Consider the following 21991-nt stretch of genomic DNA (forward strand, 5'->3'; position numbering starts at 1 on the left):
CAGAACTGGTGAATACATTCTCCTTTCCCACCTTTCTCTTTATTTATAACAATAGAGTGACCGTAACCGTCAGCCCCTCGGGGTGAACGGCTTCTCAGCTCTTTCGCGTAAGGACGAAGATCCAAGACGCTAAAAAAGATAGGCTATCAATCTTTTGTATACATTTTTTGCAGATCTTCAAAGAAAAGTAGACTTTCTTGGAAAACACACAAGGTGAATCCCTCCATTCTTGGGTATTTTTGGTTTGCTATCAAAAAAACTTCGCCAAGTTGGGGTGAAGTCCCTTTTTTATGACTGAAAATTCTTGCGTATTAAGGGCTCAGATTCATGCAAAATACTCAAATATAAAAGAGCCGCAAGAAAGTCGACCTTTCTTACAGCTCAAAAAAATAAAGCAAATCCAACCCTACGCAGAGTCAGATAAGGATATATTTTGAGTGAAAAGAATAAGGTAACTTTCTTGCCATTAAAGAATAAAACAGAACAAATAGAACTTGTTTTATTCTTTAAACACGTAAGCAAGAAATTTTACATTACCCTCTTCAACTCCTATCGAAAGTGTTAGCGCAATATTAACATACCAGATATTTCATTGCAATATCCCAATTGTTAAATAATAACTTTTTTCTGACTTGAATCGGGTTGGAGGCTACCCATTATTTTATTTGAGTAGACCATCCACACCACCATACGTACCGCTCGGTATTCAGCAGTTCCTAAGTTCACACAGTGACTTGACGCTCTACTTTTAGGTATGGAAAGAAGATTTTTCGCAGGCATTACCCAACCAATTGCTAAAGCTCTAATTAAACTTATTTTTTCATATCCATTATCTCTTGTATTTGTTTTCTATTAATTTTTATCCTCATACCCAACTACTACATTATCTATAGTATCTGTTATGTAGATCTGATTGGGATGTAAATCTATTTTTCTACTTACTTTTCCTAATCTATTGTCAGGATGATTTACTTAGGCTTTGTCATATTCTTCAGAAACCTTGGCATAAATTTTCTCATCCAAAGGTAGAAAATTACTACAAATACTCGCTATAAATCTCGTTCACCAATTAATGAAGTATAAAAGTCTAGATTCTACTGAATACCAAGTTGTTTTGCTTGGCAGGACCTGATATTCTCTAATATCTTGAAGCAAATAAGAAGTAACCAAGACGTCATAAGGCTCCCATTTATATCTGCATGCATCAGGACTGCTTTCTTTCTCTATACCTGACTGACACACAGTCCCATATGGGCAAGCACAAATATAAATATCAATACACTCCACTACATCAATATATATTGATGCGGTGGAGTGTATATCTGCTTATTTTATCGTTTTCTTTAATCCAATTTCATCATCATTTATTTACAAATGATCAACTTTCATGATTCATCACACACACTATACCAATCACATCTGCCCATTTATTCTTTACGAACAACGGCTGTATCCACAGTTCACACAGGTCTTGCATCCCTCCATACTAACAAGCGAAGCTGTACCGCAGGAAGGACATAAGTCTCTGGATTGTCCGCTCATCGGCTTGGATATATTTTTCCGAGCTTGTACGGAATCTTCTGCCGAAATTGTACTTGACGTCTGCCCACCCACATCCTGCTGGTCAGAATTGTTTTGCTGTTCATTACCTATTGCAGCTTGTTGACCGTTGTTGTGTGACTGATGTTCGTTGTTACTCGACTGTTGGCTATCATCATTTTTATAATGGTAAGACTGTTGGCCGTCATCCTTATTGTTATTGTTTCTAGACGGATTATTGTTATGGGCGTCCGATTGCTGGTTGTTATTTTTGCTTGGCTGCTGATCGCCTTTGCTTTCTTTACCAGTGTTCTGGTTCTGTTGTTCCTTGTGATCCGCTTGCTCCTGCATATGCGTCTCCAGTGCCTTCGCGACCGCATCCGCAATGGATTCTACTCGGTTGGCCCCGAAGCCGATAGCGCCTGATCCGCCGATACCCTTCAAATGTTTGATAAGCAGTTCCACCTTGTTCCCATGATCCCCATATCGCAGGAACAGGGAGCATACGCGACCCAATGCTTCTGCCATGGCAAATACATCTGAACCCGCTTTGCCAACATTCAAGAAAATCTCTGCCGGAATGTCATTCAGATCATTTATCGTAATGTATGCCATCCCAAATGGCGTATTAATCTTGTATGTGGCGCCACGCAATATTTGTGGTCGACGCTTATACACATTATTTGAGCTTGTTTCAGATTCCTCTGTACCTTCTTGGTTCGAAGCAGACGATACTGAGGCACTGTTATTTCCTTCCTGCTCATTGTTCTTCTTCTGCTGATTTTTATCTTCCTGACCCGAAGCGGCATCCGATGAAGCTTGATCATCTGAATCGGAGTCCCGACGATGAAGCTGCTGTTTATTTGCAGTTCCTTCGTTCTGCGTTGTCTCATCATTAGAGGAGGACTGACATTTTAACGTGCCGCCGTTCCCTAATTGATGACTTTCCTGATTGCTCGCATTGGAATCACCCTGCCCATACTGTTTCTGCTGCGAATCCGAATGGGAATCAGCTTGCCCCGACTCTGAATGACTACCCTCTTGCTGATTCTTCCCTTTATCCGTCGAAAGTACCTGCACGTCTCGGCTTCCATCTCGATAAATGGTTACCCCTTTGCAGCCGAGATCGAAGGCAAGCTCATATAATTGCTTCGTCTGCTCGATCGTGAAGTCATTCGGACAATTCGCGGTTTTGGATATCGAACTATCTACCCAACGCTGGATCGCTGCCTGTGTGCGGATATGATCCTCTGCGGAGAGATCCATTGCTGTCACGAAGTAATCTGGCAATTCCTCGTTCGGATGTGCGTCCTTCCATTGTTGGGCAATCGGTACGAACTGCTCATCATACCCAAGCCGGCTCTGACGATAATACTTGAAGGCAAAGTATGGCTCAATTCCGGTTGATGTGCCTACCATCGTACCTGTGCTGCCAGTTGGAGCTTGTGTTATGACGGTGACATTGCGGATTCCTTTCGCCCGAATCGCTGATCCAACTTCAGGATATACGCTGGTCATCTGCTGCATAAACCCACTCTGTAAATAAGGATCTGCTTGGAAAGCAGGGAATGATCCTTTCTCTGCCGCGATCTCTGCAGAGGCTAAATACGCCTCACGAGCAATGAAGCCAAACAGTTTGTCAAGGAACTCAAGCGATTCCGAGCTTCCATATCGGATTCCTAGCTTGATCATCAATTCTGCCAAGCCCATTGATCCAAGTCCGATACGACGTTCCTTTTGCTGATTGTTTTTATTTTCTTCAAAATGATAAGGTGTTTTGTCAATGACGTTATCGAGAAAACGAACCGCATAACGCGTTACCTTCGACAGTTCCTCCCAAGCAACGTCCCGCTTCTCTGCATCATAAAACTTGGACAGATTGAGCGCAGACAAATTACAGACGCCCCACGCTGGCAATCCCTGCTCCCCACAAGGATTCGTACATATAATCGGGTTAAAATACCAGCTGTTCGACATCTGATTATAATGCTCCATGAAGACAACGCCCGGCTCCGCCGACTTCCACGCCGACTCTATAATCGTATGCCAAATGTCGCGAGCCTTCACGGTTTGATATGGAATCACAGCCTTACCTGCCCGCTTCCATTTTACCAAATCCCCATCCCACTGCTCATCATAGTCCGGATCACTCGTATCCGGGAATACTAACTGCCAGTCCAAATCCTCCTTTACAGCCTTCATAAATCCATTACTTACACAGACGGACAAATTCGCATTTGTCACCTGCCCTGCAGTCTGCTTTACCGTAATAAAATCCATAATGTCCGGGTGCCAGTCATACATCATTAACATCAATGCACCGCGGCGGCTTCCGCCCTGCTCAATAAGCCCTGTAGTATAGCTGAACAGCCCACCCCATGAGACGGCTCCGCTGGAAGTCCCATTGACCCCTCGTACGATCGCTCGTCTCGGACGCAAAGAGGACAAATTGATACCAACTCCGCCCCCACGCGCCATAATCTCCGTCATTTCTGACAGCGTCTGCATAATCCCGCCGCGACTGTCCTTCGGTGATGGGATGACATAGCAGTTGAATAAGGTCAACTCTTCACTCGCCCCTGCTCCTGCAGCAATCCGTCCGCCAGGCACTAGCTTCCAGTCATCAAGGACATAGCGGAATTTATCTGTCCATTCGATTTGCTTTTCTGAAGTCGATTCCACAGAAGCAACGGCGGATGCAAGGCGATCCCACATTTCTTCTGGCGTCTTTTCCACAGCAAGGGTCAACTTTTCAATCGAGGTTTGCACGGCTTCACCCCTGCGCAATGCGACAGATACGTTTTGTCCGTCACGCGCAATTACCTCTCCTACTTCCTTTGTCGGAAACTTCGGATCATCCTTGGTTAGTACCAATACAACATCCCCAACCTTGGTATGGTTCGTATCCACCTCTTTTTTGGCATAACGATCCAAAAATATTTTCTCACTTAATCCTTCCAACCGCTTATTCGATATCTTATTCAAAGAGAACAACCTCCTGCTTACAATCAAATGATGACGCATCCGGGCTTATACTCAAGCTTCCTTCAACGAAACAAACACAATATGTAGTATTCATAATAGATTATAATATACTATATATAGAATTGATGTGATAAATGCCTCATCTAATCCTCATTGTTCCCGGCTCATGTGCAGTTATGAAATGAGGAGAAAGCGTCCATACTACTCGGTAATGATATGATTTGCTTTAGTTAGGGAGGGAGACAACATGTGTGCGTATCAGCCGCCAAAGGAAGAGCCTCGCAAGCCGAACGACACTTTGACAACAGTAGCATGCCCCGGAAACGGAGCTTCTATGGGTACAGCAGGCAGTGATGGTGCAGTGCACCTGTCTTCACCGAAAACTAGTGTTACAGCAATTGGTCGTATACCCGTTACGATTGATCATGGATGGACAGATGAGCTTCTTGGCCGAATAAACAAAAATAGCCCTTGGGATGACTGGACCATGTTCCGACTTGCATATGAGGCCAAACAAGCACAGCGGATTCACGCATTCGACGAGCTGCAATGCCTAAGTCATATATCGAATGTCGATCCATTACCACACCAGCTAGAAACAGCCCGCAAAGTGCTGCACGATATGCGTGGAAGAGCGATATTGGCCGACGAGGTTGGTCTTGGAAAGACAATCGAAGCTGGTCTTGTTCTCAAGGAATATATGATTCGAGGACTTGTGAAGCGAGCACTCATTCTAGTGCCCGCCTCTCTTGTGCTGCAATGGGTTCGTGAGCTGAACCACAAGTTCGGCATTCCTGCGATCGCACAAAAGAAAGGATTTCAGTGGCACAGCGATATTGTAGTCGCCTCCATGGATACCGCTAAACGCGACCCTCATAAGGAAGTTCTTATGGAGCAGGAATATGACATGCTTATCGTTGACGAAGCCCATAAACTGAAAAATCGCAAAACAACCAACTACCAATTCATTCAGCATTTGCGCAAAAAATATTGTCTGTTGCTCACAGCAACACCTGTGCAAAATGATATGAACGAGCTGTACAACCTAATTAATCTATTGAAGCCCGGTCAGCTTGGCGGTCAAGGTGAATTCAGCACGAACTTCGTCGCTGACAAGCGTGTGCCGAAAAATGAAGGCATGCTGCAAGAAGCGCTGTCTAAGGTAATGGTGCGCAATCGCAGGGGAGAAGGCAATGTGCATTTTACGAAGCGCATTGTCAAAAACGTCCCGCTTACCCTATCACCAGAAGAACAAGCACTCTATGATGGCGTCACACGATTTGTAAAGGAGCAATATAAAACAAACAGCGGCGATGCAGGCAGCATGTTCTCGCTGATTACCTTACAGCGTGAAGTATGCTCCAGCCGGGATGCTGTATTTTTAACATTGGTGAACTTATCGAAAAAACTCGCTGAGGATTCTCCGATTCGTAATTACATTTGGGATCTTGTTGATCTCATTAAGGGGATTCAGGCGAATACCAAGGCTGAGACTGCGATGAACATTATTCGTGACGTCAATGAAAAGGTTATTGTATTTACAGAATACAGAGCCACTCAGGAATATTTGCTGCAATACTTCCGTAATGCAGGGCTAGTAGCAGTTCCATACAGCGGTGGAATGAATCGGGGCAAAAAGGATTGGATGATGGATCTGTTCCGTGGACGCGCCCAGGTAATGATCGCAACAGAGGCTGGAGGCGAAGGAATCAACCTTCAATTCTGTCATCACATGATTAATTTCGATTTGCCATGGAATCCGATGCGTGTAGAGCAGCGAATTGGTCGTGTGCATCGGCTAGGACAAAACAATGATGTGAAAATATATAATTTATCCACAACAGGTACGATTGAGGAATATATTTTGAACCTTCTGCATGAAAAAATCAATATGTTCGAGATGGTTATCGGCAGTCTGGACATGATTCTGGAGCGCTTTGAGAAGCAGGATTCGTTCGAGAAAAGCCTATCTCGAATTTTGCTGGAAGCGGATTCGGAGGAACATATACGCAGTGAAGTAGAGCGGCTCGGCAATTCATTGAATGCCATTCGCGAGGAAATCAATATGGAAGAAGATACACAGGGCGCTGCGCTGCACCAGCTCCTGCAAGGAATGAGTGCTGAAGTAGAAGGCTAACGACAAGGAAAGGAGGCTGCAAAATGAATACGGAGCAAATTCGCAAATATGTGCTCGATTATTTGGAGGCAACAGAATGCCACATCATGGAGCTCTCTCCTGCAAGTGTAACGGTAAAGCTCTCAGAGCGAGCAGATCGCAAGCTGACGAATCGCCCCTATTATTGGGGCTTCGTTGATCGTACTGGGGCGGAACCCGAAACGATGCGCTTCACCTTCGTATTCGATCCATCTGCAATGCCTCCTGATCCGCCTCGCGGCCCATATGCGCCACCGCCAGCAGGAGTTGCACCCGCCGCAGGAGTTGCACCCGCCCCGCCAGCGGCAACAGTAAATGCTCCACAGATGGGGTCAGATGCCAATCCAAATGCCGGCGATTCTATTCTGGGCCGCTACTTCGGCGTAGCCCCTGCCTTTACAGGCGGTGGGGGAGGAATTGGACGAATTCCGCGCGAAGATGTCACCTTTGGCAGTCGGCGTTTGTCCAGCATTATGCAAGCAGCTCATGAAGAGGGTCGCTTCATTAGCTTATTCGCAGATCATGCAGGCAATCAAACCGCTGTTCGCTCACCACGGGGCACTAAACGTTCAACCGCTTATGAACCGTGGCTTCTGATGAACCTTAATGTGGAATTCGCCTGTGATTTGAAGCGAGAAGAGATTCACTCTTACGGCATTTCACTAGTATCCGGCCGCATTCGTAGCGATTTCATGGAGCAGTTACTCTCCATATCCTTGTCTCCTAAGCTTCCGTCTAACGTGCATGTCGCACCATGGTCTTTATCGATTGAGCAAGCTCGTGAGGCTGTTGAACAGCAGCTCATCAAACTCATTTCGACCTATGACCATACATGGGCGGTGGAAGCAGCCGAACGCTTGAATGAGGAACTGGTGCGATTGCAATCCTACTATGAGCCACAGCTTCAGCAATCCGGCGCTCAATCCGAAATAGATTCCGGCACATCTGCAAATAAAAAGCGGCAAGAAACGATACAGGCTGCTTCAAACCCAGAATCTGAAGATAGCAGCCAGCGCTCGAAGCAAGAGGTAATCAAGCAGCAGTATGACATGAGATGTCAAGAGATACGCTGGCAGTTCGAACCACGAATTACCGTACATTTGCTAAATGCAGGCTTGATTCATCTTCCTTCGACAATGGCATAAGCCATTCAATCATGAACGACAAGGAACCGCCACATTACGGCAAAAATAGAACGAACGATGGACAAGCTCCTAAACAATGGAACGACACCATTTTTAAAGCTTGTCCCTTACAATAAAGGATATCAACCAACAGCAAGCGATACAGACAGCGTGAAACAACGGAAATTAGAGGTGAATCAGATGAATAATGAACCTTGGTGGACGAAAATGGCTTATATCGCCGCTTCCGCTGCACTGACTTCTATTGTAGCCGGTAGTGTTACCATCGGCATCTTGCTTGCATCCAGTTCTACGAAGCCGCTTCTAGGCAGTGCTACAGAGACCATCGTGAGTGAAGCTCACGCTCCGCATTTACATAAAAATGCCTCCACAGAAATAGTAGAAGCTCAGTTGATCTCACCTGCAGCAAAAATGAACATTTCCCTACAAACGGTGTCATTTACTGCCCTACCGACCGAGAACCAGAGTAAGCAGATCGATGATTCCGTTTGTTACTATCTGAACCAGCTTGCAAAGGAAGCACCCTTCCAGCAATGGGCACATGCAGAAACGGAACGCTTCCCTCTTGGCCCTGGCATGCATGGATGGTTTATTCGAGTCATGGACAAGCAGAAGCAGATCGGCTATATGATTTTACAATCCGATGAAGAAGGATGGATTCGTCTGGCTGAATACGGGCTCGGGGAGCAGCAGCCCTTCGATGAGTCAACCTTAAAGCAGGCACTAAGCTCTAAACAGCAGTTGAATACGAATACGAATGGGCTTACGAAAAGCCCTCGTGTGACTAGCATTTATCCGTATCAGTTAGCGCCCCTGCTTACGGTATGGAGGGTAGAATGGGACAATCATTCAGTGGATTGGCTTGATGCACAAAGCGGGGAGTGGTTGCCTCTTCCCAAAAACTACGCACCGGCCCCCTCAGTGAAGGATATCAGCAACATCTCTTCATTACAAAGCCAAGCACCTGTTAATAAGTCAGATCGTTTGGGAAGCGGCGATGAACTTTATTCGTTTAGGCTTCTTTCATCGAACAGCTCCTCATCGCAAACCTATCGCGAAACAGCTTCTTCGAGCAATTATATCGCACCATTCAATCCGTATGAGAATCTGAAATGGATCATAAAATCTGCACCGGTTCAGACAGATCTCCCCCTCAATTATGAGGAGCAGAACTGGGTTTACGTACAGCGGATGAACAGCGGTCTTGTAAACCTGCCCTTTTCCTATATCGGGATTCAAAAATGGCTTCCGGCAGTTGCACAGGACGATAGTCCGAACTCATCAAGCAGCAATCACCCCCGCCCAGACAATGTATATGTAATCGTTGGCTCTCAGGACATGAAATCAATGCGCTGGCTCCCTTCTTCAGCTGCATTGCAGGCAGGTTCATTTATTCCGCAATCTTAAAGAAGAAACAGGATACGCTCATTCTTGAGCAGCAAATTAGGCACGTCTTCCAAAGACGTGCCTAATTGCTTGTTAAGGCTGAGAAGGAGTACTGGAGCCGGATGAAGGAGAGCTTGAAGATGATTTAACATGCTTGCGCAGCAAACGGAGCAATTTTAACTCACCTGCTTTTTTGAGCAAAGGTTTACTTGCATTTCCCCATTTACCGGCCCACATTTTAACCCCGAACGGCACCATTCCGAACCATTTTGTTTGCCACGGTTCTTTCACGCGATTTTTTCGCTCCAATTGACGCTCTCGACGCGCTTCGACTGGTGTATCCATATATGTAACAACGCGCTGCGTGATGTATTTAATCAAATCTTCTCCCTTAGCTGCCATAACGGTTCACATTCCTCTCGTCGTTGTATCTAGGCTGCTTCGCCCCGTTATTCCTAGGATACCCACATATAAGCCGCACCAACCCATGATTCTAATGAATTGCCAGGAATGAGGTTGACCATTGCGGTGCACGATAAAGATGGAATGTATTACGTTGACCAATTGACAGAAAGAAGGGCTTGATTCATGCTACAACAACCTTCAAGTGCAACCAGATTGCGCCGAATGGTCGCTGGCATTACAGCCATTTTCATCGGGTGTACCGTTTACCTAGGGAATGTGCAAGCCGAGGATGCTGCAGCTGCCTGTGGACAAGCCTCATCTCATGAATCGGTCTTGAATGTAATTCCGGAACCCTATCTCATTTCTATTTCCTCCAATTCATTGCCTATGGATTCCGTTCCAAGCCTACCCTTTACTAAGCTTGTCTTAATTGATGCAGGTCACGGAGGAATTGATGGCGGAACAAGTCATGGCGATATATTGGAGAAGGACATCAACCTAGCTATCGCTCAAAAACTGTACCTCATGCTGAAATCAAAGGGGATTCCGGTTATTGTCAACCGAACAGGAGATTACGCACTGAGTGATGATAATCGTTGGTCCGCGACCCGATCCAGGCATCGTAAAGATCTTGCTCAGCGACGACAGCTTAGCCAAGAGTTGTCGGTTTCAATGTTCATCAGCATTCATGTTAATTGGAGTAAAAACAAAGCTAATCGCGGTCCGATTGTGCTGCATCAGAACGAAGGAAGAAGCCGGATGCTTGCTTGGTTCATACAGCAATCGCTTAATCCAGTCTTTCGATCGAATAAGCACCCCGAGCTTGGCCCGACCTACTACTTGCTCAAACGAGTCGAGCAGCCAGCCGTCATTGTGGAAGCAGGATTTATTAGCAATGATCGAGATCGCCGCATGCTAACGGAAACACGTACACAGACATTGATCGCTTCCCGGATCTGCGATGCAATCGTACACTATCAGACCATGTTCTGACATAGGAAGCGCTCATTTCATCTTTCTAACGGAAGCAGGGAGATGATGGGCGCTGATTTTTTATAAGCTGAACTTTGTTAATAATAAATGTAGGGATGTTTTCAGTGGAGAATTGCCGCGTATACTTTAATAAGTTAATTGAATAAAGTGAGGAGGAATAAAATAAACCTCTTAAGTTTCGATTCTTAAGAGGCTGTTAACGTTCCGAAATCATATGCTCACCCAATCGTTTAAAATGAAATGCTAGATGGACGAAAACTGTCCGTGAGATGACAGTCGATCATTCAATCCTTCTTCGCATCGTACACAACCCAACATTACGCTGTGCGCTGTTGTACAAAGTTCATAATGACATAACCTTCAACTACACGATATTGAATCGCGCCGCATTTCTCCATTACCTGCAAGGCTGCAGTAAGAGCATCAATTGCTTCCGAGATGATACCAGGCTCAATACCACGTTGATTGTTCATATAGCGTGTGTTCAAAGCATCGCGATGCACAGCATCCAGCTTCGAGCAAGCAGCATGGAAAATCATTTCTTGTTCCTTCGCACGTGTAATCGCATGACGCAATTTATCTTGTTCACGGCGTACACCCGCCATGTTCATCTTCATGTCTTGAACATAAGACATCCGATAAGACAATCGACGCTCATTCAACGCACGGCTTGCACGGTAGTCACTCAAGTGGTTCAACCAATTGTTCACTAGTATTGTATTCATTTGTCATACCTCCAACTTCTTAAGAAAAAACCTCCTAGCTCTATTTTCGATGAGTCAGGCTTCTTAAAATTTCTTTCTTTCATTTATTTAAACGCATTACAACATGTTCAAACATCATTCCAACAATTGTGATAGATTACCTTACATCAAATAAGCATGCGAAATGATCAGCAATACTATCAAAGGCAACAGTAAAAACAACAACATCAAAATTACAACCAATAGGGAAAAAGCCGACTGTGAGTAACGAATTCACGGGAAGACACGGATTGGTAATTGGACGGTGAAATGACGGATGAGGGATTATCTTGCGCTATTAAATAATGATTATACACTCGATAATCAATCATGTCAACACTTTTTATGAAATTTAGATCAATTCCTATCCCGTACTCCTTTATCATAGCCAAAATTGAAGATCATTCAAGTTAATTAATTGTATACAACCGGGACAATCCACAATCAAATCAATACCTAACGAATAAGATATAGTAATGGTAATGGATTCTCACCGTCATACATATTATATTTTATTACTGTAAAGCAACTATGCACTTAAGCGAATAAGCGTTAAATGACAAAAGATTTTCACATTTACATGGCAGGATCGGGTACTTTCTTGTAGTAATATATAAATACGGGAGCAGCCAGAGGACGAAAATACCGGAAACTGACAGCCGTGAATACGCAATTTATGAAGGGAGCAAGTGAAGATGAACGAACAACACGTTGCACTGTGGTTGTACAACAAAATTAAAAGAGACATCGTCGTTAATTTGGCTGATGCTGTTCAAAGCATTGAAGAGAAATTTGGTAATCGCTACACTTACGCCATTGATCACGGCAACAAAGCAGTCACCAAAACAGTTGCTATGGAATTCGGGAAATTGAACAAAGACAAGAAAATTGAATGGATTCCTGCAGAATATAAATGGGTTTTTAAAAACTAAGCATCATTCATTCATAGAAAATGACGAGCCGCTGGCCATTAAGCCAAGCGGCTCTTTTGTATAATCATTCCGACGACACTCCAATTCTTGACAATAGAACCTCCGCTTGGGCATATCCAGCAGGCATACTGAGATATATGCCATAATCATAGTAGGAAGCATCATAGCTTTGAACCGATTTTATCGTTCCATCAGCCTTTACTCCCTTAATGCCTAAGATATGCGCATTCTTCTTGTTCCAGGTTGAATTCGGATAGAATACGTCAGCCGCATGATCTTTATTTAAATTGACGGTAATGGCTTGAGTGAGCGGGACATCATATCCGTGGACTTTCGCGTTCCCGCTGCTCGTTATTTGTACAAGATACTCCCAATTTTCGATCTGGGCAGATTTCCCTCCAGGCAATTTCATAACGACCACTTCTGCTTTGTCCATGTCCGCCTTGTTGGAATTCGAGTTGAACGAGCCATCAGCCTTATCATTGTAGTTGATTGGTGCTGCCAATCCATAGAAAAAAGCGCTCTGTTCCCCGATATCTTTGTTCCACAATCCATGTTGAACATTCCAGCAGGTTCCGTTGTAAGCAAACACATAGTCCTGAACGGGACGTTGCGGGACGTTGCTTCCACCGCTGAATTTGCCTAGTGAAAGCCTGCTGAGCGGAGATATGCCTGAACCGTCAATTTCAATGCCCGATCCTCCGATCGTTACTCCTCCATAAGAGTCACACATAAAAAGATTGTTCCACCCTAGCATAATTCCGAACTCACGCCAGCTTCCATCCGGCTGTAACGCTCCGATATCTTCTCCGGTTTGGTCACGCGCCGGATCCCCTACACTGTATGCCTTTTTCCCGTTAGCCTTCCATAAATTCATTCCCTGATTATCCAAATCTCCGATGTTCTCTTCACCCGGGTACGTGCCGCAAGCCTGCATTTGCCAACCAAAGCTGAAATTGTCGATATTGATCCGCTTAAATCGCTTGGCGGTCTCATCGTATCGCGCGTTGATAAGCAGCCACAACTCGTGCACTTCGACACCGTTGCGAATCGTATGGATCGTTGCTGTATTAAAAAATGGATCGTTCAATCACATCCCCTCCTATACCATAATATCGATCAAAACAGACGATGTTACGGATGCCGGATTTAAAGAATACAGAAGCAGGGATGTAGATGTACTATTGGGTAAAAAGCCATTTTGATTCGTATTATAGACGCGGCATAGGAGTGTGATGCAACCTTAAACAAAATGGTTTATCCTTTTTTGTTGGACATAATACCTCGTGATATTCACCTACATAGTATGTAGTAAGTTATACGCTATAATATAATGTTCTGAAAATTGGAGGGATTAAACAGTGAGACAATTAGCTCCACCACCATTTCAAATTAATCCATATGACGAAGTGGCTCCACAAGGTCAATTTCGTGACTTATTGACAATTGACAACATCTCTAATAATAGAAGCATCACAGCAGTATCGAGGATCCCGAACAGCATGGAAGTGTGGTGGATTGGCAGAAACGGCTCCATACAAGGTGCTTTTTGGTATGAAGGAAGCCAGTGGCAACGATATGAGTTAGCTCCGGCAGGCAGTGCCGCTCGGAACGGGAGTATTATCGCTTTATCGAGGATCCCAAACAGTATGGAAGTATGGTGGATTGGGGCAAACGGTTCTGTGCAAGGCGCATTTTGGTATGAAGGATCGCAGTGGCAAAGGTATGAATTAGCTCCGGCAGGCAGCGCTTCCACTGTTGGGAGTATCACGGCGGTATCGAGAATTCCTAATAGTATGGAAGTATGGTGGATTGGGCCAAACGGCTCTGTGCGAGGTGCATTTTGGTATGAAGGATCACAATGGCAAAGATATGAACTAGCCCCAGCAGGCAGCGCTTCAATCAATGGAAGTATCACAGTTGTATCGAGAATTCCTAACAGTATGGAATTATGGTGGTTAGGAGCAAATGGCTCCGTGCAAGGCGCATTTTGGTATGAAGGATCACAATGGCAAAGATATGAACTAGCCCCAGCAGGCAGCGCTTCTCCATTTGGAAGTATCACATCCGTATCGAGGATTCCAACCAGTATGGAAGTATGGTGGTTAGGACTAAACGGCTCCGTTCAAGGTGCATTTTGGTATGAAGGATCACAATGGCAAAGATATGAACTAGCCCCAATGGGCAGTTCCGCAATTAACGGAAGTATTACAGCTGTATCGAGAATTCCTAACAGTATGGAATTATGGTGGTTGGGAGGGAACCGTTCAATACAAGGTGCTTTTTGGTATGAAGGTGGACAATGGCAAAGGTATGAATTAGCGCAGCGGGTGGATTTACGATCAATGGGAGTATACCCTTATCCAGTGTACCAACCTTCATGGAATTATGGTTGATTAGACGTATAGAAGTGGGAGAGGAGCTGTCTTTGAGACAACTCCTCAGGTGTAGAGAAACCCTGTCCTACTTGATAGGTCACAGGCTTTCTCTGTTTTTAGCCACACTGTATGTAAGAAAGAGTGAGGGATTTCCCCAGGTTGAATCATGTCTGCACGTCTTCTTTTTTCCAGTCAGGGAGCAGCAAGAAACAAGAAACCTAGGTCCGCTTTTTAACAAGTCGACCTAGGTTTCTGTTCGTATGTTCGGGAATGACATCTCTTATTGGGTGTTTGCTGCATGAATGACGGGACGCTTATGACTCCATGGCCGGACGGATTCCATTTGAGCGGCAAGCCTCAGCAATCCGGCTTCGTCGGCGAAACGACCGGCAAACTGCATTCCAATCGGCAGGCCGTCCGCGCTCCAACCGAGCGGCAGCGAAATAGCAGGCTGACCCGTCGTATTAAAGAGACTTGTGAACGGAGCGTGAGTAAACATCTGTTCCGTCCAGCCTTTTATATCGATTTCCTGATTGTTCGCATTCAACAGACCCAGCGGAAACGGCAAAGACGCGATCGTTGGGGAAAGCAGCACATCATACTGTTCAAAAAAACGGCCTACAGAGCGGGATGCTTGCGCACTGATATCCAAGGCAGTCAGCAGATCATTGGCGGACAGAGCAGCGCCGCACTGGTACGTTTTCAGGATGGTTGCTTCCAGGTTATGTTCTGACGGTACCCGATTCAGCACCTTAGCAAGCCGTTCAATGCCATGATAAGTATTAGCCGCCCAAATGTTCATCGTCGCCATGAACAATGGCTCGTAATCCAACTCTGGCTGAGCCTCCACTAATTCATGCCCGAGCTCTTCACATAAGCTGACGGTTTCATGCAAGACACGCAAACATTCTGCATCAACAGCCGTGCCCGAATAAGGATTGCCCGTCCAAGCAATGCGCAGCCGCCCAGGAGCTGAAGAGACTTCTGCCAAGAAGGGACGACTCGGCCGCTCTGCCCAGGCATATGCTCCTGGGTCTGGCCCCGATACTGCATCCAGCAGCGCAGCCGCATCGCGCACGGTCTTGGTTACGGCAAACTGAACGCCAAATCCGCTCAGCGACTCTCCGTTGTCAGGCCCATTTGGCGTTCGTCCGCGTGTCGGCTTCAAGCCGACCAGTCCGCAGCAAGAGGCAGGAATACGAATAGAACCTCCACCGTCATTGGCATGGGCTACGGGCACAATCCCTGCCGCTACAGCTGCCGCCGAGCCGCCGCTTGAGCCTCCTGGACTCCTCTCCGGATCCCAAGGGTTTCTCGTCGGTCCATACAGAACTGCTTCTGTTGTTGCGTTGAAGCCAAATTCCGGCGCTGTGGCAGATCCCAGCGTCACGAGTCCCGCCTGACGGAACCGTTTCATCAACTCGGAATCGTACGGGTAAATCATTCCTTCCCCCAACCGGCTGCCGTTGTTGAGAGGCACTCCTGCGGCATGCAGTGTCGAATCCTTAATCAAAAATGGAACACCTGCAAACGGTCCATTCGGTAAAGCAGACATGCTCTCCTTTTCTGCTGACTCCTGCATCGAAACGGCCATCACATTTAGCCTAGGATTCAACAGCCGGATAGCTTCGCTAGCTAACGCAGTCAGTTCCTGTGGCGTAACCTCGCCGCGCTTGACCAGCTCGGCTAGCCCCAGACCGTCATAACTCGCATATTCGGATAACTTCATGGTACTCACCTCTTTCTTCGTTATGCGCTTTATCTTAAGAGAAGGTGCTTTCTTGAGATCAAGCATGCAATTATTCTTAATTCCCCCAAAATCAGGAGCCCCCAATTTCAGTTTATTATTATATAAAGGAAAATATAGAATCTTTCTACATGAAAATTCCTGATGCAATAGATAATCACCCCTTGATACGGGATGCAACCCAGGCTTCAATCAACAAGACGCCAAAATAAGAAGAGATTTGATCAAAGCCCGCTTCTTCAACAATTTCGGTACTTGTGTCGCTCTCCTTCTTTTTCACCGTCAGTCCCCATTTTGTTGTTTTTGTGCGATGTCGGGTTCCTTAATTTTCACACCCAACATCCCTGCCTCCCCTTCCCAATTCCGTGCACTTCCACTATAATGATTATCATTATCAATGATAGGGGGATTCAAAAGAACCCAATACATAGCGTTATAAATGTTTGGAGGATTTTATACATGTGGATTATTTATGCTTTTGGCGCAGCACTGTTTGCAGGATTAACATCTATTCTTGCTAAAATCGGAATTCAAAATACAGATTCCAATCTGGCTACCGCCCTTAGAACCGGGATTGTGGTCATTTTCGCATGGGTGATTGTATTTGCAGGAAACTTGCATCATGCTCTGTTTGACATCAGCTCGAAATCTCTTTTCTACCTCATTTTATCTGGGCTGACAACTGGCGCCTCTTGGATTTTCTATTTCCGAGCGCTTCAATTAGGTAATGTGAATGTTGTCGTTCCCATTGATAAATCAAGCACCATTATTACGATGCTGCTTGCAATCATCTTACTGGGAGAACCCGTCACGCTCTTAAAAATCATCTGTATGACGTTGATCGGGATTGGAACGTATATGATGATACAAAAACAATACGCAGCACAATCCGCAGACAGCAGCATGAAGTGGATTTGGTACGCAGGACTCTCTGCTTTTTTCGCAGCAATCACAGCAATTTTAGGAAAAGTGGGCATAGAGGGGGTTGATTCTAATTTAGGTACTGCCATACGAACGATTGTCGTGCTGATTATGGCTTGGCTGATTGTATTCATGACAAGAAAACAGGGCGACATCAAAAAAATCGACAAAAAGAGTTGGATTTTTATTACATTATCTGGTTTAGCTACCGGTATGTCCTGGCTGCTCTACTTCAAGGCCTTGCAAGAAGGACAGGCGAGCATCGTAGTGCCTATCGATAAATTGAGCATACTTGTGACGATTATTTTCGCTTATATCGTATTTAAGGAAAAATTATCATTGAAAGCTTTTATAGGTCTTATCTTGCTTATTAGTGGAACTCTATTGCTGTTGCTGTAACTGTTTTCTATCCTCCTATTTCGATAGAAGCGGCAATGCACAAAATTGTACATATAGACTCCGGAGAGGCTTAACCGGAGTCTTCGCTATAAGAATATCTTTAAGTCTATAAAAAATCTTGAAACAAAAAAGGTTCCTATTCTGCTGAAAACAGAATAGGAACCTGTAATTGAAAAGGTGGTGCGGTCAAGAGGACTCGAACCTCCACGTCATTGCTGACACTAGAACCTGAATCTAGCGCGTCTGCCAATTCCGCCATGACCGCATATCATAATATGTAACTACCAAATCCGTTAATTTGGAATCAGTAATCATTACTATACACGGTCAATCCAATTGTGTCAAGCGTAGGTAAAGTGGAAAATAAAAACACCCAGTCTGTCGAGAAGCTCGACGACAAGGCGCTTCCATTTGCAAGGATATAAAATAAAAAAGCCTCATAAAAATGAGGATTCGTTGATGAAAGTATGGTGCGGTCGAGAGGACTCGAACCTCCACGATATTGCTACCACTAGAACCTGAATCTAGCGCGTCTGCCAATTCCGCCACGACCGCATATTTAATTGCTTCCATTGAATCGCCAAACTGTTTTCCCAGCGACAAGAAATATAATATCATGGCACCAAGGCAAACGTCAAGGCTTTTTAAAATTTTTTTGAAATCTTGTTTTCCCGCCTAAGCTGCATGGCAGTTGGCAGGTTTCCCCTCCCCGCTGCCCATGCAGTATGTAATATAATCCGGTTCAAACTTCAGGGACGATACGCGGCTCATTAGCCGACTGAATCGCATAGGCACGGCTCAGCTTCACCACACGCCGATTCCGCTTGCGAATCATAACGGATTCATCATCCCAGGCTACCACGTAACCTCTGACGTCGTTGATTTCCAGCATGTCCCGAACGACTCTAACCAGGGTTCCTTCCTGCCGGTAGCTGTCAAGCACAGCTTCTTCCATCATGAAAACTTACACCTCCGATATGTACAACATGCAAGGCCTGCCATCGTCAGCAGGCCCTGCACACACTTATTCTCCATCTCAATAGCCCACATGTTCCTTCGTATCGTTCGTTTCGAACCAGTAGTCAAGCACCTTAGCAGACATTACACGCTTGTTAATATACGCAACCTGTTGTGCCGTAAACTTTCCTGTCCAGCCAACCTGCAGCTGATCGCACAGCTTCACGATCGTCAGCAGTTCTGACCAAGCGACATACCGTTTGTACCAGAAAAATTGAGGGTGTTCAATCATGTACGGGTACAAATCATCAAACTCCGTGTGTTTACAATCAAGTGCCCGTTCAAAATGGTTTTTAGCTTCCGTCACTTTTTCTTCCAAAAAGCGAGCTGTTGGTTCATCCACCATATGCGTCGCCCCCTCTCACCATCTTATACTTTATTATATGCCAAAGAGGTGAATGGAGAAAAGGAGAACAATTCTTTCAATTCGTTGCAACTAAATGGGGTTTTGAAGCGTCTAACTATTATATAAGGGTTATTATGGCTTGATCCATATTATTTACAGTTGATATCTAGTTCATAACGCCCAAATTGGCAAATGATTCATATTCCGACAATAGGGTAATATGTTCTAGGCCCGCCGCGTGGCGGTTAAGGAGGATTTACGATGCAGCGATCTACTTGGCAACGCAGTATTACGGTTGTACTGGCCGCAGTCATGATGACTTGGCTGCTTCAAGGATGTTCATCCCAGAAGCACAATGTCTCCCCAATTGAAACGGATACGCCTTATTCGCATCAGAAAGATACCCGTGTGAATTCTGGTGATCGTAAACCTGAAGGGAAGCAAAATGAAAAAACCGTAATTGCATCTCCTAAGAACCAATCAGCTAATCATAGTGATTCTACATATATTGAGCATGAATTTGACCGAACCCGCCCTCAATTGAAGGGCATCGCGCTCACTTCCAACGATGATGAAATAAAGGAGGTGTGGGGTGAGCCTTCTGATCACTATGTCATGGATGATATCGATCCGATTGATGTGTATCAGTATGATGGCTTCTCATTTGGCTGCAAGCAGGATGGGAGCGTCGTCTTTATCGAAGTATCGGGTGAGGATACCTCGACAGGCATTCAAGGCTTAACGATCGGCGACAATGATGATACTGCCTCGAAAGTGCTCGGTCGTCCTGATCATGATACCGATTATGTGTGGAGCTATGAATTGAAGAACTGCTTGCTGCGGCTCGATATGGATCCAAAAACAAACAAAATTCAGGCAGTAAAGCTATTCTCCCATCAGCGCGCATAAGTAATCACTGAATGATACAAATAAGAAACGCCTTGATTCCGCTTGGAGTCAAGGCGTTCTTTTCGTCCGCAACCGATAGCGGATTACAAAGTATACTATTGTACCACCCACCGCGAGTACCGCGATTCCACCGAATAGTATTGGATTCCCCTTTGAGTGAAGCCAGCGCACTGCCTCACGCCAATGGTTTCCGACGATATGGCCGAGCGTCAGGAAAGTGGTCACCCACACAAGAGCACCCGATCCAGCCGCAAAAAGATAGGTTGTCCACCTCATCCTGGACATACCGGCAAAATAACAAGTCAAATGACGCAGCCCTGGCACAAAATAACCAAAAACGATGCTCCAACCGCCGTATTTCTGAAACCATTCTTCTGTTCGCTCAATCCGCTGCGGCGTCAGCTTTAATTTCTTTCCGTATCGATCCAGCAAAGGCTTGCCCACCTTGCGTCCGACCATATAACTGATGAACATCCCTGTCATGCTCCCTGCTAAACAGACAGCAAAAGCAGGTATGTATTGGAATGGACCATTAACCGTTAAGCTGCCTACAAAAACCATCAGCGTTTCATCTGGTACAGGGATGCCGATGATGCCGAGCGCCAATAACATAAATAAGGCGATGTATCCGTAATGAGACAGCGCCCACATGACTGTATGCACCGTTAGCCCCCCTCCCGTAATTCGATATCTATTTTATCATATCCAGACAGTCATGTCCGGCCCTACTTGCTCATATTTTTATAGTAGAGCGTACAAGCTTGGTAGGCAAGGAGGCGTCTATTCATTGAAAAAATCAGTGTTAGTTATGCAAATTGCATTCACGTATATCGGAACCGTCGTGGGGGCAGGGTTTGCAACCGGACAGGAAATACTGCAATTTTTTACAGCTTACGGGTGGTGGGCTCCCTTTACCATTCTGTTAACAACAGCACTATTCATCTGGCTCGGCACCAAGCTAATGCTGTTGTCTCATGACATTAAGGCGCGTTCCTACGAGGATATTAATCGAATGCTATTCGGCGATCGAGTCGGCGGTATCATCAGTCTATTCACGATGGCTATTATCATTTGTGTGAACAGTGTCATGCTGGCTGGCGCAGGCTCCGTATTCGTAGAGCATCTTCACATGAATTATCAAATCGGACTGCTCATCACGCTACTTGGTTCCTACTGGTTCGTAAGCCGAGGCATGGACGCTATCCTGAAGCTCAACTCCATTGTCGCTCCTACTATGCTTACGTTTACCTTGTTCATTATCATTCATACACTGCAAATGCCCAATGCGTCCCAAGTGCTTGCCTTGAACACGGACAAGTCCTTCTATGCAGCTTGGAGCGCACCGCTCCTATACGGGGCCTTCAATTTGGCTATGGCACAAGCCGTTCTCGTTCCACTTGGAGCCTCGATGCCGAACAAAAGAGTCATTCAGCTTGGAGGTATTATTGGCGGTGTACTTATCGGCGTTCTGCTTCTCTCCGGACATTTCGCTTTGGCTGTACACATGCCAGGCATAACGCAGTTCGACATCCCCATGGGGCATATTGCTACCGGTCTCGGCGTGTTCATTCAACTGATTTATGTCATGCTTATTTTTTCAGAAATCTTTACAACCTACATCGCTGATGTATATGGGATTACACTGCAGCTTCAACAGCGTACCGGAATTCATCAGAAGCTCATTATTTTGATGATTATGTTGTTTTGTTATTTGTTCAGTCAATTCGGCTTCAAACCGCTTGTATCCTTCTTGTATCCGCTCTTTGGTCTATTTAGTCTAGCCTGGCTCTATCTGCTTATTCGATCATCTGGCCCGCCACTGAATGATAACAATCGGCCTCCATCCAATGCTGCTTATCCTACAATTATGCCCCTTCAACCAGTGAGCCGAAAAAGCAATTCGACTCCGCCAAAATCATAAATAATGCTGAAACTCAAGGCTGATAATTGCCACGCAAAAAAGGCGCATTACCCTTCACAGGGCAACTGCG

The 21991-nt window shown here is 45.4% G+C and carries 18 protein-coding genes, 2 tRNA genes and 1 pseudogene; 9 read left to right on the top strand and 12 right to left on the bottom strand.

The window, feature by feature from the left end; genetic code table 11:
- Positions 1–62 precede the first annotated feature (62 nt).
- Both NO352_RS25300 and NO352_RS14605 read right to left on the bottom strand, forming a co-directional pair.
- Positions 63–212: pseudogene (locus tag NO352_RS25300) on the bottom strand (transposase); the annotation flags it as partial.
- Between the two features lie 1222 nt (positions 213–1434).
- Positions 1435–4524 carry an adenosylcobalamin-dependent ribonucleoside-diphosphate reductase gene (locus NO352_RS14605; RefSeq protein ID WP_483311842.1) on the bottom strand — a complete coding sequence of 1030 codons (3090 nt, stop codon included), beginning with the start codon at positions 4522–4524 and terminating at the stop codon, positions 1435–1437.
- Between the two features lie 334 nt (positions 4525–4858).
- On the opposite strand from NO352_RS14605, the gene NO352_RS14610 reads away from it, so the two are divergent.
- The 3 genes from NO352_RS14610 (at position 4859) to NO352_RS14620 (ending at position 9231) form a co-directional block, all read left to right on the top strand.
- The gene (locus NO352_RS14610) at positions 4859–6661 is read left to right on the top strand and encodes a DEAD/DEAH box helicase (protein ID WP_483311844.1); all 1803 of its coding nucleotides are present in this window, start codon (positions 4859–4861) and stop codon (positions 6659–6661) included.
- Positions 6662–6684: 23 nt separating this feature from the next.
- Positions 6685–7824 (top strand): YqhG family protein, encoded by a 1140-nt coding sequence (locus tag NO352_RS14615; RefSeq protein ID WP_289355991.1) that lies wholly within the window; start codon positions 6685–6687, stop codon positions 7822–7824.
- Between the two features lie 180 nt (positions 7825–8004).
- Positions 8005–9231 carry a hypothetical protein gene (locus NO352_RS14620; RefSeq protein ID WP_289355992.1) on the top strand — a complete coding sequence of 409 codons (1227 nt, stop codon included), beginning with the start codon at positions 8005–8007 and terminating at the stop codon, positions 9229–9231.
- Between the two features lie 72 nt (positions 9232–9303).
- Here the strand turns inward: NO352_RS14620 and NO352_RS14625 are convergent, their stop codons facing one another.
- Complete coding sequence (locus tag NO352_RS14625) at positions 9304–9612, bottom strand: YqzE family protein (RefSeq protein ID WP_005546164.1); 309 nt, start codon at positions 9610–9612, stop codon at positions 9304–9306.
- Positions 9613–9798: 186 nt separating this feature from the next.
- Between NO352_RS14625 and NO352_RS14630 the strand changes: the two genes are divergently transcribed.
- Positions 9799–10608, top strand: coding sequence for an N-acetylmuramoyl-L-alanine amidase family protein (locus tag NO352_RS14630; protein ID WP_244965984.1), 810 nt, complete (start codon positions 9799–9801; stop codon positions 10606–10608).
- 317 nt (positions 10609–10925) lie between these two features.
- Here the strand turns inward: NO352_RS14630 and NO352_RS14635 are convergent, their stop codons facing one another.
- Positions 10926–11333 carry a hypothetical protein gene (locus NO352_RS14635; RefSeq protein WP_005546157.1) on the bottom strand — a complete coding sequence of 136 codons (408 nt, stop codon included), beginning with the start codon at positions 11331–11333 and terminating at the stop codon, positions 10926–10928.
- A gap of 713 nt (positions 11334–12046) precedes the next feature.
- On the opposite strand from NO352_RS14635, the gene NO352_RS14640 reads away from it, so the two are divergent.
- Entirely contained in the window at positions 12047–12283 is a 237-nt protein-coding gene (locus NO352_RS14640) for a DUF6953 family protein (protein ID WP_005546156.1), read from the top strand.
- A gap of 64 nt (positions 12284–12347) precedes the next feature.
- Here the strand turns inward: NO352_RS14640 and NO352_RS14645 are convergent, their stop codons facing one another.
- The gene (locus NO352_RS14645; protein ID WP_289355993.1) at positions 12348–13373 is read right to left on the bottom strand and encodes a hypothetical protein; all 1026 of its coding nucleotides are present in this window, start codon (positions 13371–13373) and stop codon (positions 12348–12350) included.
- A 271-nt stretch (positions 13374–13644) separates the two neighbouring features.
- On the opposite strand from NO352_RS14645, the gene NO352_RS14650 reads away from it, so the two are divergent.
- Positions 13645–14679: a PLL family lectin gene (locus tag NO352_RS14650; RefSeq protein WP_289355994.1), complete on the top strand. Its 1035-nt coding sequence runs from the start codon at positions 13645–13647 to the stop codon at positions 14677–14679.
- A gap of 262 nt (positions 14680–14941) precedes the next feature.
- Here NO352_RS14650 and NO352_RS14655 read toward each other — a convergent pair whose 3' ends face one another.
- Both NO352_RS14655 and NO352_RS14660 read right to left on the bottom strand, forming a co-directional pair.
- Positions 14942–16390 carry an amidase gene (locus NO352_RS14655; RefSeq protein WP_262866563.1) on the bottom strand — a complete coding sequence of 483 codons (1449 nt, stop codon included), beginning with the start codon at positions 16388–16390 and terminating at the stop codon, positions 14942–14944.
- Between the two features lie 175 nt (positions 16391–16565).
- The gene (locus NO352_RS14660) at positions 16566–16688 is read right to left on the bottom strand and encodes a hypothetical protein (RefSeq protein ID WP_262866562.1); all 123 of its coding nucleotides are present in this window, start codon (positions 16686–16688) and stop codon (positions 16566–16568) included.
- Between the two features lie 179 nt (positions 16689–16867).
- Between NO352_RS14660 and NO352_RS14665 the strand changes: the two genes are divergently transcribed.
- Positions 16868–17728 (top strand): EamA family transporter, encoded by an 861-nt coding sequence (locus tag NO352_RS14665; protein ID WP_289355995.1) that lies wholly within the window; start codon positions 16868–16870, stop codon positions 17726–17728.
- A gap of 178 nt (positions 17729–17906) precedes the next feature.
- On the opposite strand, the gene NO352_RS14670 is transcribed toward NO352_RS14665, so the two are convergent.
- The 4 genes from NO352_RS14670 to NO352_RS14685 all read right to left on the bottom strand — a co-directional run bounded on the left by NO352_RS14670 (position 17907) and on the right by NO352_RS14685 (position 19091).
- Positions 17907–17993: transfer RNA gene (locus tag NO352_RS14670), tRNA-Leu, on the bottom strand.
- Positions 17994–18196: 203 nt separating this feature from the next.
- Positions 18197–18283, bottom strand: a tRNA-Leu gene (locus tag NO352_RS14675).
- 187 nt (positions 18284–18470) lie between these two features.
- On the bottom strand, positions 18471–18686 hold the full coding sequence (locus tag NO352_RS14680; RefSeq protein ID WP_005546148.1) for a hypothetical protein: 216 nt from the start codon (positions 18684–18686) through the stop codon (positions 18471–18473).
- 78 nt (positions 18687–18764) lie between these two features.
- Positions 18765–19091 carry a hypothetical protein gene (locus NO352_RS14685; protein WP_005546146.1) on the bottom strand — a complete coding sequence of 109 codons (327 nt, stop codon included), beginning with the start codon at positions 19089–19091 and terminating at the stop codon, positions 18765–18767.
- A gap of 261 nt (positions 19092–19352) precedes the next feature.
- Between NO352_RS14685 and NO352_RS14690 the strand changes: the two genes are divergently transcribed.
- Positions 19353–20000, top strand: coding sequence for a DNA uptake lipoprotein (locus NO352_RS14690; protein ID WP_268594390.1), 648 nt, complete (start codon positions 19353–19355; stop codon positions 19998–20000).
- Between the two features lie 48 nt (positions 20001–20048).
- Here the strand turns inward: NO352_RS14690 and NO352_RS14695 are convergent, their stop codons facing one another.
- Positions 20049–20663 (bottom strand): DedA family protein, encoded by a 615-nt coding sequence (locus NO352_RS14695; protein WP_005546143.1) that lies wholly within the window; start codon positions 20661–20663, stop codon positions 20049–20051.
- Positions 20664–20787: 124 nt separating this feature from the next.
- Between NO352_RS14695 and NO352_RS14700 the strand changes: the two genes are divergently transcribed.
- Positions 20788–21921, top strand: a complete 1134-nt coding sequence (locus tag NO352_RS14700) for a YkvI family membrane protein (protein ID WP_289355996.1) — start codon at positions 20788–20790, stop codon at positions 21919–21921.
- The last annotated feature ends 70 nt before the right edge of the window (positions 21922–21991 follow it).

It is taken from the genome of Paenibacillus sp. S-12, from assembly GCF_030363895.1.
GTDB lineage: Bacteria > Bacillota > Bacilli > Paenibacillales > Paenibacillaceae > Paenibacillus_B > Paenibacillus_B alvei.